We start from the raw sequence: 13288 nt of genomic DNA on the forward strand, positions 1-13288 counted from the left end.
TTGCGCTAGCACGATCTCCGCTTCACGCAGCTTGCCAATGATGTCTTCCGGCTTGTGCTTTCTTGCCATTCCATTCCTCCTTCGTGGCCATTCCTAAAATAGAAATTGGGCCACTCAGAAGGGCGCAGATCACTTGCCGCCGGTGCTGTCGGTGAGACGGTCTTGCGGGTCGATCCAGCCAGCGGGAGCGTTACGACCATATCGGGTTCAGGCGCTAGGCTGACAGCGCCAAGTGCTCGGTCGTTGGTCACAATCTCGTGCACGGTTGGCTCGAACTGCAACGTTGCCAAGTCACAGGTCACGATTTCCGCAACCGGCAGCCCAAGCGGTCGAGCGCTGGCCCTGCGGAACTTTACCGTTTCGACTTTGGGGGCAAGTGCCACGCTCGCTACACAACCGGGGACTGGTTCCAGCATCTCCTTTACTCTCCAACCAATCGGCTTGAACCAAAGCAAAACCTTCTGGGTTGGTTTTGATCTGCCAATCCGCGGAGATGATTCCGGGGTGCTGTCGAATTCCGCAACTAGTCAATTCATTGTCACAGTATCGAGACTGAACAACACTGGCTTCAATTCGAGGTCACAATCCGCTGTTGCCAATGTCGTTCGGGCCATTGCGATTTCTAAATCAACAGATTTAGGATTCGGTCGAATTGTCCCACCATCAGCAGGAAGTGGCATTGTCAGCCTTAGCCAGGCGACCGGGCAAGTTTCAGTTACCGGGACCGGCACTGCGGTATTGCCGGTGCCAACTCCGACTGTTGCGCAGTTTGCTGTTTCGGGTGAAGGCGGGCAGAGCGTCTCGGTATCCATACCCCCCAGTTTTACGATGGCTGGGCCAAGCGGAACGATCCAGGTTACGACTAGCTCGAATGTCAGTGGCGCGCAGGTTTTGAGCGGGTTGGCGGGAAGTGGCGGCACTTTGGCAATCCGCGTGGGCGGTAGCTATCTAATTGGTTCATCGACCCAGAAAGGGACCTATGCTGGTTCGTTCACGGTGATGGTGCAATACAATTGAGCACGGGCGCCGGGGCGCGAAGCTTGGCCCGTGGCAGTCAATTCTGATGCAAGAAAATGGTCGGGACGAGAGGATTCGAACCTCCGACCCCCACACCCCCAGTGTGATGCGCTACCAGGCTGCGCTACGTCCCGACCGGTTCCTGCCCGCGATGCGGGCTGGGGAGCCGCGCTATAGGCAGGGTGTGGCATGATGGCAAGCGTGCTGCGACAATCCGGCGCTTTACCGCTTCAAGCCCTTGAACCTGACCGGACAAGCGCCATTTGCGCCGGGTTCGACCGGTGGCTGCGTTGCTATGGCAGCGGCTTGCTGCTAGTCGCGCGCAATTGCGCCGGGGGCGCGAGCTGGGGTGGCGTCATGACGGCATCCGGCGCGCGTTGTTGGTGCGGGGCAAACCCTTGTCACGAAAGCTGTTAACGCGATGCATACACCGCTTCTTCCGATCCTCGCCGCCGCTGGCGGGGCTGCTGCCGAACCGCCGGTCTGGATCCAGTTCCTGCCACTGGTTGCCATGGTGGTCATCTTCTGGTTCCTGATCCTGCGTCCGCAGATGCGCCGGCAGAAGGAACAGCAAGTCAAGCTGGCTGGGATCAAGAAGGGCGATCAGGTGCTCACCGGTGGCGGCCTGATTGGCAAGGTCGTCAAGGTTGACGAACATTACGCCGAGATCGAACTGGGCCAGAACATCAAGGTCAAGGCGCTGAAGTCGACGATCGCGGACGTGATTCCGCCAAACGGCACGGCCGCAAACGACTGATCCGGTCCGTATTTTCCAAGGCAGGTTCTAGATGCTCGATTTCCCCCGCTGGAAGCAGCTTTGGCTGTGGTTCATCACGCTGGTGGCCTGCCTTGCGGCGCTGCCCTCGCTCCTTTCGGTCGGCGGGGTAAACCTGCCCGACAGCCTGCCGAGCCCCAAGATCAACCTGGGTCTCGACCTTGCTGGTGGCAGCCACATCCTGCTTGAAGCCAATCCCGATCAGGTGCGCCGCCAGCGGCTGGAAACAATGGAAGAAGACGTCCGGGGACGGATGCGCCAAGCCGATCCGGCGATCCGCATCGGCGACATTTCGACCAGGGACGGCACGGTCAGCTTCATCGTGGCCGATCCCGGTCAGGTTGATGCCGCGCGTGAACAGCTCCAGACCCTGACCAGCGGCGCGCAGCTGACCGGCCAGCGTGATTGGGACCTGCAGGTGCTTGATGGCAACCGCATTGTCCTGCGTCCGACCCAGGCCGGCATCGATCTGGCCATCAGCCAGGCGATGGATACGGCAACCGAAGTGGTCCGCAAACGTATCGACGCTCTCGGCACGCGTGAGCCGACGATCATTCGGCAGGGCGCCAACCGCATTGTCGTGCAGGTTCCGGGTCTGAAGGATCCGGCTGCGCTCAAGAACCTGCTGGGCCAGACGGCGAAGCTTGAGTTCAAACTGGTCGATTCGCTGGCCCTGCCGAGCGACGTGGCTCAGGGGATCGCGCCTCCGGGATCGGAAATCGTGCCGCTGGAAGCTGCGCCGGGTTCGACCCAGCCAGCCGGGGCCATTGCGGTCAAGCGCCTGGGCGGGATTAAGGGCGATCGCCTGACCAATGCCCAGCAGAGTTTTGACCAGCAGACCAATGAGCCGGTTGTCACCATTACCTTTGACCAACAGGGCGGCGCCAAGTTCGCCAAGCTGACCACCGACAATGTCGGCAAGCCGTTTGCGATCATCCTGGATGGCAAGGTGCTGTCATCACCTGTGATCAATGAACCAATCATCGGCGGTACCGCGCGCATTTCGGGAAGCTTCACGATCGAGAGTGCCAACCAGTTGGCAATCGCGCTGCGTTCGGGTGCGCTGCCGGTTGACCTGAAGGTTGTGGAAGAACGCTCGGTCGGTCCGGACCTGGGCGCCGACTCGATTGAGAAGGGAATGATTGCCTTCGGCGTTGGTACCGTGGCGCTGATGCTGTTCATGCTGATTACTTATGGTCGCTTCGGGGTCTACACCAATGCGGCGCTGATCCTGAATACGCTGATGATCCTGGGGATTATGGCGATTCTGAATACCACGCTGACCCTGCCGGGGATCGCGGGCTTCGTGCTGACGATCGGTGCGGCGGTTGACGCCAACGTGCTGATCAACGAGCGCATCCGCGAGGAACGGGCACGCGGGCGGCGCGTCGTCAATGCCGTGGAAATGGGTTATACCGAAGCCAGCCGGGCAATCTTTGATGCCAACATCACCAACGTGATCGCGGCAACGCTGATGTTCGTATTCGGCTCTGGCCCGGTCCGCGGCTTTGCCGTCGTGCTGATGATCGGGATCGCCACCTCGGTCTTTACCGCTGTTACCCTGACCCGCATGTGGGTTGCCGGCTGGCTGCGTCGCGCACGCCCCAGTGAACTGGTGCTCTGAGGGAGCAAATCGATGAAACTGCTCAAGCTTGTTCCCGACAACACCAACATCCGCTTCCTGCGGTGGCGGGTGCCGTTTTATGTCATCAGCCTGATCCTGATCGCTGCCTCCTGGGGCATGGTCCTGACCAAGGGCCTCAACCTGGGCGTCGATTTCGTTGGCGGGCAGATGATCCGTGTGACCTTCCAGAGCACGCCGGCGGCGCCAGTCGCCGAACTGCGTGAAACGGTTGGCAAGCTGGGTTATGGCGAACCGATCATCCAGCAATTCGGCAAGCCAAATGAAGTGTCTATCCGTATGAAGCTGCCCGAAGGTTCGGCGCAAAACGCCGACCTGGCGGACCAGATGGCACGCAAGATCACAGCCGCGATCAAGGCCGATCATGCCGATGCCCGCATCGATGGCGTGGATTCGGTTTCTGGCAAGGTCTCGGGTGAGCTGTTCAAGACCGGGATGCAGGCGCTGCTCGCGGCCATGGCTGCGATCTCGATCTACATTTGGGTGCGGTTCGAGTGGCAGTTCGGCGTGGGGGCGATGTTCAGCCTGATCCATGACGTGTCACTGACGCTGGGCTTGTTCGCGATCACGCAGATGGAATTCGATCTGAACATCGTTGCGGCCTTGCTGACGCTCATCGGCTATTCGCTCAACGATACCATCGTGGTCTACGACCGGATCCGCGAGAACATGAAGAAGTTCCGCAAGATGCCGATGCCGGAACTGCTCGACCTGTCGGTCAACGAAACGCTTAGCCGCACGATCGTAACCTCGCTGTCGGTGTTGATCACGCTGCTTGCCCTGCTGCTACTGGGCCCGAACGTGATCTTTGGCTTTACTGCCGCGATCACGCTGGGGATTTTCGTCGGGACGTACAGCTCGGTCTATATGGCCGCGCCAATCCTGATCTGGCTAAAGGTCAATCCCACCAGCTTCGTGCCGACTGAAACCGACGTGGAACGTCAGGAACGCCTGACGCGCGAAGGCGCCTAATCGCGGGCCAAACGCCGCCAGTGCTCAACGAGCGCGGCGGCGTTGGCCTGCCAGCTTATCCCGGCAGTGGCCTCTTGCACCCGTTCCGGTGCGGGAGGGGCGGCAAGGATCGCATTCACCGCCGCTGCGATTGCCGCGCCATCGCGCGGGACCAATCGGCCCCAGTCCGGATCAGTGATCAATTCCTGCGCGCCGGGGATGGGCGAGGTCACGACCGGGGTGCCGCAGGCCAAGGCCTCTACCCAGGCGTTGGCCAACCCTTCGCTGGCTGACGGCAATACAAAGACATCGGCCGCGTTAAGCAGCACGGGCAGCTCGTTATGCGGGGCGCTGCCCAGAAACCGGACCCGCTCTGACAGGCCCAGGCTTGCAGCCAGGGCACGCAATGCCGGCTCGTCCGGGCCCGTGCCGGCAAGTAGCAGGATCGCATTGGGCAGTCGGCCTAAGGCCTCGATCACGAAGCGTTGTCCCTTGCGGGGGATCAGCGCCCCCACTGTTGCGAGCACGGTTGTTTCGCGTGGCAGGCCAAGCTGATCGCGGCACATCCGCCGATCATAGGGGCGGAACAGGTCTGCATCGAGCCCGGTGCGGTGGAGGGTGATCTTCTCGCGCGGCAAGCCCAGCGCGGCCATGTCATCGATCAGGCCTTTGGATACGGCCAGCAGTCCCGCCGCGTGCCGGCCTGCCTTGCGGATTTGCGAGGCGGTGGCGCGTTGGTGGCCCCAATGCTGGATATCAGCGCCGCGCGCCTTGATCGACACGGGCAGGCCCAACACGGCACCAATCCTTGCGGCGGCAAAGCCATCCGGATGAAAGAACTGCGCGTCGACCAGATCGAACGGCTGCTCGGCATGGAGCCGACGCACAATTGGCAGGACTGCACGGACAATCGCTCCGGCATTAAATCGGCTGCCCACTTTGGGCAAAAGCATAAAACGCGGGCGCAGGACGGTAACGCCGCCACGAACCTCGCGCTCTGGCAGGCGGCGCAGGTGCCGATAGCGCGGATGGAGCGAGAGCGGGAAAGGCGGTAAGCCAATTGGGTTGATCAGCGTCAGGTCAACATCACCGCGCTTGGCCACGGCCTGCATCTGACGCTCAACGAAAATGCCGAAGCTGGGAACCTGACCGTTAGGGTAGAGCGTGCTGAGCGAGATTACGCGCAACGGCCGGGTCACAGCTTGCGCACCAACATTTCCGCAACCGCGATCCATGGCGGGCTGTCGATCACAACCTGCCGGCTGCCCGGGCCAGGTGCCAGAATAGCAACGCGTCTCTCATCGCGGTCAATCAGCCGCCCAAAAGCAAAGCGACCGCCGGGGCGAGGGGCCAGCACATCGCGGTTCAGCAGGCGGGCATATTGCTCCGGACCGTTCTGGCGCAGCCAGACCTGATCGCCAGAGCGATAATCACCCGCGCCTTGCTCGATCGCCAGCGCCACCAGCGGAGCATCGCCGCCCAGTTCGGTGGGCAGGATCGCGTCGCGCGGAGCGGGCAGGGCTTCGGCGCCGCTCTCAGTAAAACGGGCGATGTAGCGTGGCTGCTCGCTTTGTCCGCCGCGCACCAGCAGTTCTGGATCCACCTCCAGCGCGGCGGCAATCCTGTTCATCCAGCCGAGCGAAAGCTGGCGCATCCCGGTCTCCAGGCGGCCGATCGTCTGGGCCGTGGTCTGAGGGGAGCAGCGTTCGGCGACGTCGGCCAGGGTCAGGCCCTTTTGCTTGCGGATGTCACGGATGCGGTTGATCACGAATACACCTTGATTAACCAAATTGGTTTTTCACTTTCCTACAGTTTGCCATTTTTGGCAAGGCATGAATCGGCTAACTCGAGGGGAATGCGCATGAAACAGGTCCTTGTTGAACGAGAGCTCGATCCCAGCGGGCCGCTGGCATCTCCGCCACGGGTGGGGCGGCGGCGGGTGACGGTGAACCTGGCGGAGAGCCCGCTGTCTTGGCTGCACGCGCGCGGGCATCTGACCGATGCGCAGCGCGCCGCGGGTGAGTGCCTGCGCCGCGACTTTGAAAGGGCGCAATTGGCGCCGGGCGTAACGATGCGCTGGGATGCTGTGCGGATTGCCGGGAGCGGCGGCGAACGCGGGCTTAATCCAACCGAACGGCAAATCGCGGCGCGCAGCCGCTTTGATGGCGCCATTGCCACGGCGGGCAAGGACCTGTCAGATATCCTTTGGCGCGTGGTCTGCGCGGGCGAAGGCCTGCCAACGGCGGAGCGTGCCCTGGGCTGGCCGGTCCGCAGCGGGAAGCTGGTGCTGCGGATCGCGCTCGACCGCGTCGCCGGATATTATCGGATCGCCTAGCCTTCGACCTGTTCGGCCAGTTCGAGCCAGCGTTCCTCGGCCGCATCCTTTTCGGCCCTGGCAGCGTCGATTGCCTTGGTCAGGGCGGCAAACTTTGCTGGATCGCGGGTGTAGAGTGCGGGATCGGCAAGGGCTGCTTCGTCGCGGGCGATCTGGGAAAGCAGTTCCTCGATCCTGCCCGGCAGCAGATCGTAATCACGTTGGTCCTTGTAGGACAACTTGGCCTTCTTCGGGGGTGGGGGCGGGGCAGGAACTGGGTTCTCAACCGGGACCTTGGCCGCCGTCTTGACCGGCGCAATCCGCTTGGTGCGCTGCTTCTCCCAATCGGCATAGCCACCCGCGACGATATCGACCTTACCGCTGCCATCGAGGCCAAGCGTGACCGTCACGGTCCGGTCAAGAAAGTCGCGGTCGTGGCTGACGATCAGCACGGTGCCGTCGTAATCGGCGATCACTTCCTGCAGCAGGTCAAGCGTTTCGAGATCGAGGTCGTTGGTTGGCTCGTCGAGCACCAACAGGTTGGACTTGCGGGCGAATTCCCGCGCCAGCAGCAGCCGCGACCGTTCGCCGCCCGAGAGCGTGCCGACGCGGGCGTCGACCAGACCGGGATCGAACAGGAAGTCCTTGAGGTAGCCCTGGATATGCTTGCGTACCCCGCGCACGTCGATCCAGTCGCCGCCTTCGGCCAGCACGTCGCGCACGCGCTTTTCAGGTGAAAGCAAGCTGCGCTGCTGGTCGATCATCACGCCGTGAAGGGTCTTGGCGAGGGAGACCGTGCCTTCGTCTGTCGGCAGCTCGCCGGTCAGCAGCTTCAGGAGCGTGGTCTTGCCCGAACCATTGGCACCGACCAGGCCGATCCGGTCACCGCGCTGGATGCGGAGCGAGAAGTCCTTGATGATCGTCCGATCACCAAACCGCTTGGTGACCTTTTCGGCGACGATGACCGACTTCGTCTTCACATCATCAACCGCCAGCTTCATCTTGGCTGCGCCTTGTGGGCTGAGCATCGCGGCGCGTTGGGCGCGCATTTCCCACAGTTTTTCCAGCCGGCCCTGGTTGCGCTTGCGCCGCGCGGTGACGCCGCGCTCCAGCCAGTGCGCCTCAATCTTCAGCTTCGCGTCCATCTTTTCGGCGGCGCGGGCTTCTTCGGCATAGACCTGTTCCATCCAGGCCTCGTAGCCGCCAAAGCCGATGTCCTTGCGGCGCAGACTGCCCCGATCCAGCCAGATCGTCGCCTTGGTCAGGCGTTCAAGGAAGGTCCGGTCGTGGCTGATCACCACGAAGGCCCCGGTATAGCGGCCCAGCCAGCCTTCCAGCCAGTCGATGGCCGCAAGATCGAGGTGGTTGGTCGGTTCGTCCAGCAGCAGCAGGTCAGGATCGCTAGCCAATGCCCGCGCGAGCGCGGCGCGGCGCCGTTCACCGCCGCTGGCGCTGTCCGCTTTGCGATCCAGGTCAATACCCAGCTGTCCGGCGATGGCTTCCACCTCATGGCGCGGCGGGGCGTCCTTGCCGTGCAGGGCAAAGTCCATCAGCGTGTCATGGCCGGTGAAGAACGGATCCTGTTCCAGCGTCACGATTTTTGTGCCGGGCTGGATCGATCGCTTGCCCTTGTCGGCTTCGATCTCTCCCGAGATTAAGCGCAACAAGGTGGTCTTGCCGGCGCCGTTACGACCGATCAGGGCCAGGCGGTCGCGCGGGCCGATATGCAGGTCAAGTTCGCGGAACAGCCAGCCAGAGCCTTGTTGCAGGCTAAGGGCTTCCCAGGAAAGGATCGGTGCGGCGGCCATGGTCGGGGCGCCCTAGCGGGTGAGACAGAGCGTTGACAAGCACCGATGGGGTGCGGATGAGGGGGCATGCGTACAGTCTGGCTCAACGGGGAGTACTTGCCCGAAACCGAAGCAAAGGTACCGATCTTCGATCGCGGCCTTCTTTTCGCCCAAGGCGTTTATGAAGTGACCCCGGTTATTGACGGGCATTTCTGCAACTGGCCCTATCACGCCGAGCGGATCGGCCGATCGATGGCGCTGGCGCGGATTACCGATAATACCGATTGGCCGCCGATCCTCGACGAGCTGATCCGACGCAATGGGCTGACCGAGGGTCGCATCTATTTGCAGGTAACCGGAGGTGCGCCGGCGGATCGCGATTTTCTCTCACCCGCCGATCCTGTCACGGCAACGCGCTTTGCCTTTACCCAGGCGGCACCGGTAGTCGATCAGCCCAAGGTGGGTGAAGGCATGCGGATTATCCTGCATCCCGAAGGCCGTTGGGCGCTTCGCGCCGCCAAGACCACGCAGCTGCTTTATGCCGTGCTGGCCAAGGAAGCCGCGCGCGATGCCGGGGCGGATGATGCCTGGCTGGTCGATAACGGCATGGTCACCGAAGGGACCAGCGCCAACGCCCATATCATTGACAGCCGCGGGGTGCTGGTTTCGCATCCGGTTGATCACGGCGTTCTGCCCGGGATCACGCGCCTTTCTGCCCTGCCGCTTGCCCGCGAAATGGGGCTTGCGGTGGAAGAGCGGGCCTTTTCGGTGGATGAGCTGTTCGCAGCGCGCGAAGCCTTCATCACCAGTGCCACGACAGTGGTCATGCCGGTGGTAGAGGCTGATGGCCGCAAGATTGGCGATGGCAGGCCTGGTGCCCTGACGCTGGAACTGCGGCGGCGCTATGTGGAGCGGCTGCGTCAAGCATGAGCCATTCACAGTCTGTTCAATCCCGGCAGGTTAGGTGCCGCGGCATGATCCGAAGTGCACTTGCCATTGCTCTGATGATCGGCACGCCCGCCGTTCCAGCCTTTGCCGGTCAAGGTGACGAAGCCGGCATGGCCCGCAAGGACCTGCGCGCCGGCAATGTCCGTCCGCTGCGCGAGATTGAACGGCGTGTTTTGCCGATGATGCCCAATGCACAGTATTTGGGCCCTGAATACGATCCGGCGGCTTATACCTATCGCCTGAAGTTCATTCGTAACGGGCGGGTCATGTTCATCGATGTCGATGCCCGTTCCGGCGAAGTTTTGCGGCAGTCCCGCTAGCTTGACGGCATTGGTGGCGCCAAGCAGAACAGCATCTTACCACAGGGGAATTTTCCGATGCGCATCCTGATCGTCGAGGACGAACCGACCCTTGGCAAGCAGCTCAAGTCGACACTTGAGGCGACCGGCTATGCGGTGGACCTTTCGACCGACGGAGAGGACGGGCACTTCATGGGCTCGACCGAAGAATACGATGCTGTGATCCTCGACCTTGGCCTGCCAGAGATCGATGGGCTGACCGTGCTTGGCATGTGGCGCAAGGAAGGCCGCAAGTTTCCGGTCCTGGTGCTGACCGCGCGTGACAGCTGGTCAGACAAGGTGGCCGGGCTTGATGCCGGGGCCGATGATTACCTGGCCAAGCCGTTCCAGACCGAGGAACTGATTGCCCGCCTGCGCGCGCTGATCCGCCGTGCCTCGGGCAATACCTCCAGCGAACTGACGGCCGGTGATGTGCGGCTTGATACCCGCTCGGGCCGGGTCACGCTCAACGGAGAGCCGGTCAAGCTGACGGCGCAGGAATACAAGCTGCTGTCCTATCTCCTGCATCACAAGGGCAAGGTCGTCAGCCGCACAGAATTGATCGAGCATATCTACGACCAGGACTTTGACCGGGATTCGAACACGATTGAGGTTTTCGTGACGCGCATCCGCAAGAAGCTGGGGGCCGATGTGATCACCACGATCCGCGGCCTGGGTTACAGCCTGGACGATCCGGCCGAAGGCAGCCGCGGGTAAAGTGTGACGGAAAAGGGCGAAGCTTCAGCCCGGGCCGCTTTGCAGACGGGCTCGCTATCCCGCCGGATCATCCTGATCGCGGCGGGTTGGATCGTGGTCCTGCTCTCGCTAGGTGGTTTTGCGCTGGATCGCACGCTGACCGGACTGGTCAGCCGTAATTTCGACGAGCAGCTTGAGTATGTCATGAACGCGATGATCGCCTCGGCCGAGATCGGGCCGGATGGTGAGGTGTTCTTCAATCGGCCGCTGGGCGACCAGCGCTTTCTTGAACCCAGCAGTGGCCGCTATTGGCTGGTGACGGGGGCGGGGCATGAGAACTTCCCGTCGCGCTCGCTGTGGGACCGCAGCCTTGAGCTGAAGCACGACCATTTCGACAAGGCGCCGCATCTTTACGACAACTTCCAATACCCGGACGAGCCGCTGCGGGTGATTGAGCGTTCGGTGATCCTGCCAGACAGCGAAACCCGCTGGAAGTTCGCCGTGGCGGCGAGCCGCGAAGATCTGGACCTGCAGATCAGCCGAATTCGCTCAATTCTGATCTGGAGCTTTCTGGTCCTCGGCCTCGGGCTGTTCCTGATGGCGGCGCTGCAATCGTGGTATGGCCTAGGCCCGTTGCGCCGTGTGCGGCTGGCGATCCAGCACCTGCGTGCCACAGGGCAGAACCGCTTGACCGAGCCGCTGCCGCTGGAAGTGCAGCCGCTGGTGCAGGAACTCAATGCGCTGCTGGCCCATTCCGAAAAGCAGGCCGAAGAAGCGCGGACCCATGCCGGCAATCTGGCTCACGCGCTTAAGACCCCGCTAACCGTGGTGATGAATGCCGCCACCGCCAAGGCACTGGATCTGTCCGACACCGTGATCCGTGAGGCTGCAGTCATGCGCCGTCAGGTCGATCACCACCTCGCTCGGGCTCGGGCGGTTGGCCGGCGAGCCGCTGGCATGAGCCGCGCCGCGGTTGCCGATAGTGTTGAGGCCGTACTGCGTGCGGTAACCCGCTTGTACGACAGGACGCGCTTCGATCTGGATGGTGACCGTGCTGCCGAAGTGGCGATCGAGCGGCAGGACCTTGATGAGATCCTTGGCAACCTGATTGAGAATGCGGCCAAGTACGGCGGCGGCTCTGTCTTCGTGACGATCGACCCCACGGGTGATCCCGACTGGTGTGAAGTCTGGGTGGAGGATGACGGCCCCGGCATTCCGCAGGCAGCGCGCAGCCGGATCTTCGATCGCGGGGCGCGGCTGGATACCGGCAAGCCAGGGACCGGGCTTGGCCTGGCTATCGTGCGTGACGTGGCGGAGATCTATGGCGGCAGCGTAAGGCTTGAAGCGAGCGAGGACCTTGGGGGCCTGTTGGTAAAGCTGCGACTGCCGCGGGCTGCCAAGTTGGCCTGAACTACTTGCCTGCAGCCTGCTCGTGGTGACGGATAACTTCCTGGATGATGAAGCGCAGGAACTTTTCCGAGAACTCCGGGTCCAGGTTCGCCTCAGACGCAAGGTGCCGCAGCCGGGCAATCTGTCGTTCCTCGCGTCCCGGATCCGATGCCGGCAAGTTCTTCTCAGCCTTATAGGTACCTACAGCCTTGGTGATGCGAAATCGCTCAGCCAGAATGTGGATGAGGGCCGCGTCGATATTATCAATCGAAGAGCGGAAGCCGGCAAGGACGGGATCGGGATTGGACATATAAGGTTCGCTAGCATGTGGTTTTGCGAAAGGCTATTGCTGCAATAGCACTTGCCGACTGGCAACCACCCTCGCTAGGGGCGCAAGCGATGAGCGCCGACGTTATTCCGCTGCGCAAGCGTGCGCCAGAGCCAACCGGTTCACCTTCGCTGGCACCGATGCTGGAGTTGACGGCTGATGGCATGAACGCCGTGAATGCCGTGATCCTTGACAAGATGCAGAGCCGGATCCCGTTGATCCCGACACTGGCAGGCCATTTGATCGCCGGTGGCGGCAAGCGGATGCGGCCGATGCTGACCCTCGCCGGGGCCGCGCTGTGTGATTATCACGGTACCCGCCACCACAAGCTGGCGGCGGCGGTTGAATTTATCCACACGGCCACGCTGCTTCACGACGACGTTGTCGACGGCTCTGAACTGCGTCGCGGCAAGTCGACCGCCAATATCGTGTTCGGCAACCCGGCGACGGTGCTGGTGGGCGACTTCCTCTTCACGCGATCGTTTGAACTGATGGTTGAGGACGGCAGCCTGAAGGTGCTGAAGATCCTGTCCAACGCCAGCTCGGTCATTTCCGAGGGCGAGGTCGATCAGTTGACCGCGCAGCGCCAGATCGAAACGAGCGAAGAGCGCTATCTCTCGATCATCGGTTCGAAGACGGCCGCCCTGTTCGCCGCCGCCACCCGGATCGCCGCCGTGGTCGCAGAACGCAGCGAAGCAGATGAGCGCGCGCTGGAAGATTACGGCCGCAACCTTGGTATCGCCTTCCAGCTGGTTGACGATGCGATGGATTATGATTCCGAAGCCGGCGAAATGGGCAAGGGCAAGGGCGACGATTTCCGCGAAGGCAAGATGACCCTGCCGGTGATCTTGGCCTATGCCCGCGGATCGGAAGAAGAACGCCATTTCTGGCAACAGGCGATCCAGGGGCACCTTAGCTCGGATACGGATCTGGCCCATGCGATCTCGCTGATTGAACGGCACGATACCGTGAATGCCACGCGCGAGCGGGCGCGGCACTATGCCCAGCGGGCGATCGATGCGATCGCTGGCTTCCCCGCCAATCCCGCCCATGCAGCCATGGTCGAGGCGGTTGAATTTGCCGTCACCCGCCGGTTCTAGGCC

14 protein-coding genes and 1 tRNA gene are annotated in these 13288 nt (G+C 62.3%); 10 read left to right on the forward strand and 5 right to left on the reverse strand.

Annotation, left to right across the window (positions count from 1 at the left end; translation table 11 throughout):
* Positions 1–441 precede the first annotated feature (441 nt).
* A complete protein-coding gene (locus RQP55_RS11140; protein ID WP_315610273.1) occupies positions 442–1017 on the forward strand; it encodes a DUF4402 domain-containing protein in 576 nt (191 codons plus the stop codon).
* A 57-nt stretch (positions 1018–1074) separates the two neighbouring features.
* Here RQP55_RS11140 and RQP55_RS11145 read toward each other — a convergent pair.
* Positions 1075–1151, reverse strand: a tRNA-Pro gene (locus tag RQP55_RS11145).
* Positions 1152–1438: 287 nt separating this feature from the next.
* Between RQP55_RS11145 and yajC the strand changes: the two genes are divergently transcribed.
* From yajC to secF, 3 genes are read left to right on the forward strand one after another with little or no spacing between them, the layout of a single operon-like run.
* Positions 1439–1774, forward strand: coding sequence for a preprotein translocase subunit YajC (yajC, locus tag RQP55_RS11150; protein WP_315610274.1), 336 nt, complete (start codon positions 1439–1441; stop codon positions 1772–1774).
* Positions 1775–1805: 31 nt separating this feature from the next.
* Positions 1806–3416 carry a protein translocase subunit SecD gene (gene secD, locus RQP55_RS11155; protein ID WP_315610275.1) on the forward strand — a complete coding sequence of 537 codons (1611 nt, stop codon included), beginning with the start codon at positions 1806–1808 and terminating at the stop codon, positions 3414–3416.
* 12 nt (positions 3417–3428) lie between these two features.
* On the forward strand, positions 3429–4406 hold the full coding sequence (gene secF / locus RQP55_RS11160) for a protein translocase subunit SecF (RefSeq protein ID WP_315610276.1): 978 nt from the start codon (positions 3429–3431) through the stop codon (positions 4404–4406).
* On the opposite strand, the gene RQP55_RS11165 is transcribed toward secF, so the two are convergent.
* On the reverse strand, positions 4403–5584 hold the full coding sequence (locus tag RQP55_RS11165; protein WP_315610277.1) for a glycosyltransferase: 1182 nt from the start codon (positions 5582–5584) through the stop codon (positions 4403–4405). The genes secF and RQP55_RS11165 overlap by 4 nt on opposite strands.
* Positions 5581–6153 carry a helix-turn-helix transcriptional regulator gene (locus RQP55_RS11170; RefSeq protein ID WP_315610278.1) on the reverse strand — a complete coding sequence of 191 codons (573 nt, stop codon included), beginning with the start codon at positions 6151–6153 and terminating at the stop codon, positions 5581–5583. Before RQP55_RS11170 ends, RQP55_RS11165 begins: the two co-directional genes overlap by 4 nt.
* Before the next feature lie 93 nt (positions 6154–6246).
* On the opposite strand from RQP55_RS11170, the gene RQP55_RS11175 reads away from it, so the two are divergent.
* The gene (locus RQP55_RS11175) at positions 6247–6720 is read left to right on the forward strand and encodes a DUF6456 domain-containing protein (RefSeq protein WP_315610279.1); all 474 of its coding nucleotides are present in this window, start codon (positions 6247–6249) and stop codon (positions 6718–6720) included.
* On the opposite strand, the gene RQP55_RS11180 is transcribed toward RQP55_RS11175, so the two are convergent.
* Positions 6717–8507 (reverse strand): ABC-F family ATP-binding cassette domain-containing protein, encoded by a 1791-nt coding sequence (locus RQP55_RS11180; RefSeq protein ID WP_315610280.1) that lies wholly within the window; start codon positions 8505–8507, stop codon positions 6717–6719. The genes RQP55_RS11175 and RQP55_RS11180 overlap by 4 nt on opposite strands.
* Before the next feature lie 66 nt (positions 8508–8573).
* Here RQP55_RS11180 and RQP55_RS11185 point away from each other — a divergent pair, with 66 nt between their 5' ends.
* The 4 genes from RQP55_RS11185 (at position 8574) to RQP55_RS11200 (ending at position 11878) form a co-directional block, all read left to right on the forward strand.
* Positions 8574–9416 (forward strand): aminotransferase class IV, encoded by an 843-nt coding sequence (locus tag RQP55_RS11185; protein ID WP_315610281.1) that lies wholly within the window; start codon positions 8574–8576, stop codon positions 9414–9416.
* Between the two features lie 74 nt (positions 9417–9490).
* Positions 9491–9754, forward strand: coding sequence for a PepSY domain-containing protein (locus RQP55_RS11190; protein WP_315610282.1), 264 nt, complete (start codon positions 9491–9493; stop codon positions 9752–9754).
* A 57-nt stretch (positions 9755–9811) separates the two neighbouring features.
* Positions 9812–10489 carry a response regulator transcription factor gene (locus tag RQP55_RS11195; protein ID WP_147090937.1) on the forward strand — a complete coding sequence of 226 codons (678 nt, stop codon included), beginning with the start codon at positions 9812–9814 and terminating at the stop codon, positions 10487–10489.
* A 3-nt stretch (positions 10490–10492) separates the two neighbouring features.
* Complete coding sequence (locus RQP55_RS11200; RefSeq protein ID WP_315610283.1) at positions 10493–11878, forward strand: HAMP domain-containing sensor histidine kinase; 1386 nt, start codon at positions 10493–10495, stop codon at positions 11876–11878.
* Position 11879: 1 nt separating this feature from the next.
* On the opposite strand, the gene RQP55_RS11205 is transcribed toward RQP55_RS11200, so the two are convergent.
* Positions 11880–12167, reverse strand: a complete 288-nt coding sequence (locus RQP55_RS11205) for a chorismate mutase (protein ID WP_315610284.1) — start codon at positions 12165–12167, stop codon at positions 11880–11882.
* 89 nt (positions 12168–12256) lie between these two features.
* Between RQP55_RS11205 and RQP55_RS11210 the strand changes: the two genes are divergently transcribed.
* On the forward strand, positions 12257–13285 hold the full coding sequence (locus tag RQP55_RS11210; protein WP_315610285.1) for a polyprenyl synthetase family protein: 1029 nt from the start codon (positions 12257–12259) through the stop codon (positions 13283–13285).
* The last annotated feature ends 3 nt before the right edge of the window (positions 13286–13288 follow it).

The sequence above is a fragment of the Novosphingobium sp. APW14 genome, assembly GCF_032337075.1.
Lineage (GTDB): Bacteria > Pseudomonadota > Alphaproteobacteria > Sphingomonadales > Sphingomonadaceae > Novosphingobium.

Excerpts from the sequence above, each read along its gene's own strand:
- yajC (WP_315610274.1), top strand. The coding sequence starts at position 1,439 with ATGCATACACCGCTTCTTCCGATCCTCGCCGCCGCTGGCGGGGCTGCT.
- secD (WP_315610275.1), top strand. The coding sequence starts at position 1,806 with ATGCTCGATTTCCCCCGCTGGAAGCAGCTTTGGCTGTGGTTCATCACG.
- secF (WP_315610276.1), top strand. The coding sequence starts at position 3,429 with ATGAAACTGCTCAAGCTTGTTCCCGACAACACCAACATCCGCTTCCTG.
- RQP55_RS11175 (WP_315610279.1), top strand. The coding sequence starts at position 6,247 with ATGAAACAGGTCCTTGTTGAACGAGAGCTCGATCCCAGCGGGCCGCTG.
- RQP55_RS11180 (WP_315610280.1), bottom strand. The coding sequence starts at position 8,507 with ATGGCCGCCGCACCGATCCTTTCCTGGGAAGCCCTTAGCCTGCAACAA.
- RQP55_RS11185 (WP_315610281.1), top strand. The coding sequence starts at position 8,574 with ATGCGTACAGTCTGGCTCAACGGGGAGTACTTGCCCGAAACCGAAGCA.
- RQP55_RS11190 (WP_315610282.1), top strand. The coding sequence starts at position 9,491 with ATGATCGGCACGCCCGCCGTTCCAGCCTTTGCCGGTCAAGGTGACGAA.
- RQP55_RS11195 (WP_147090937.1), top strand. The coding sequence starts at position 9,812 with ATGCGCATCCTGATCGTCGAGGACGAACCGACCCTTGGCAAGCAGCTC.
- RQP55_RS11205 (WP_315610284.1), bottom strand. The coding sequence starts at position 12,167 with ATGTCCAATCCCGATCCCGTCCTTGCCGGCTTCCGCTCTTCGATTGAT.
- RQP55_RS11210 (WP_315610285.1), top strand. The coding sequence starts at position 12,257 with ATGAGCGCCGACGTTATTCCGCTGCGCAAGCGTGCGCCAGAGCCAACC.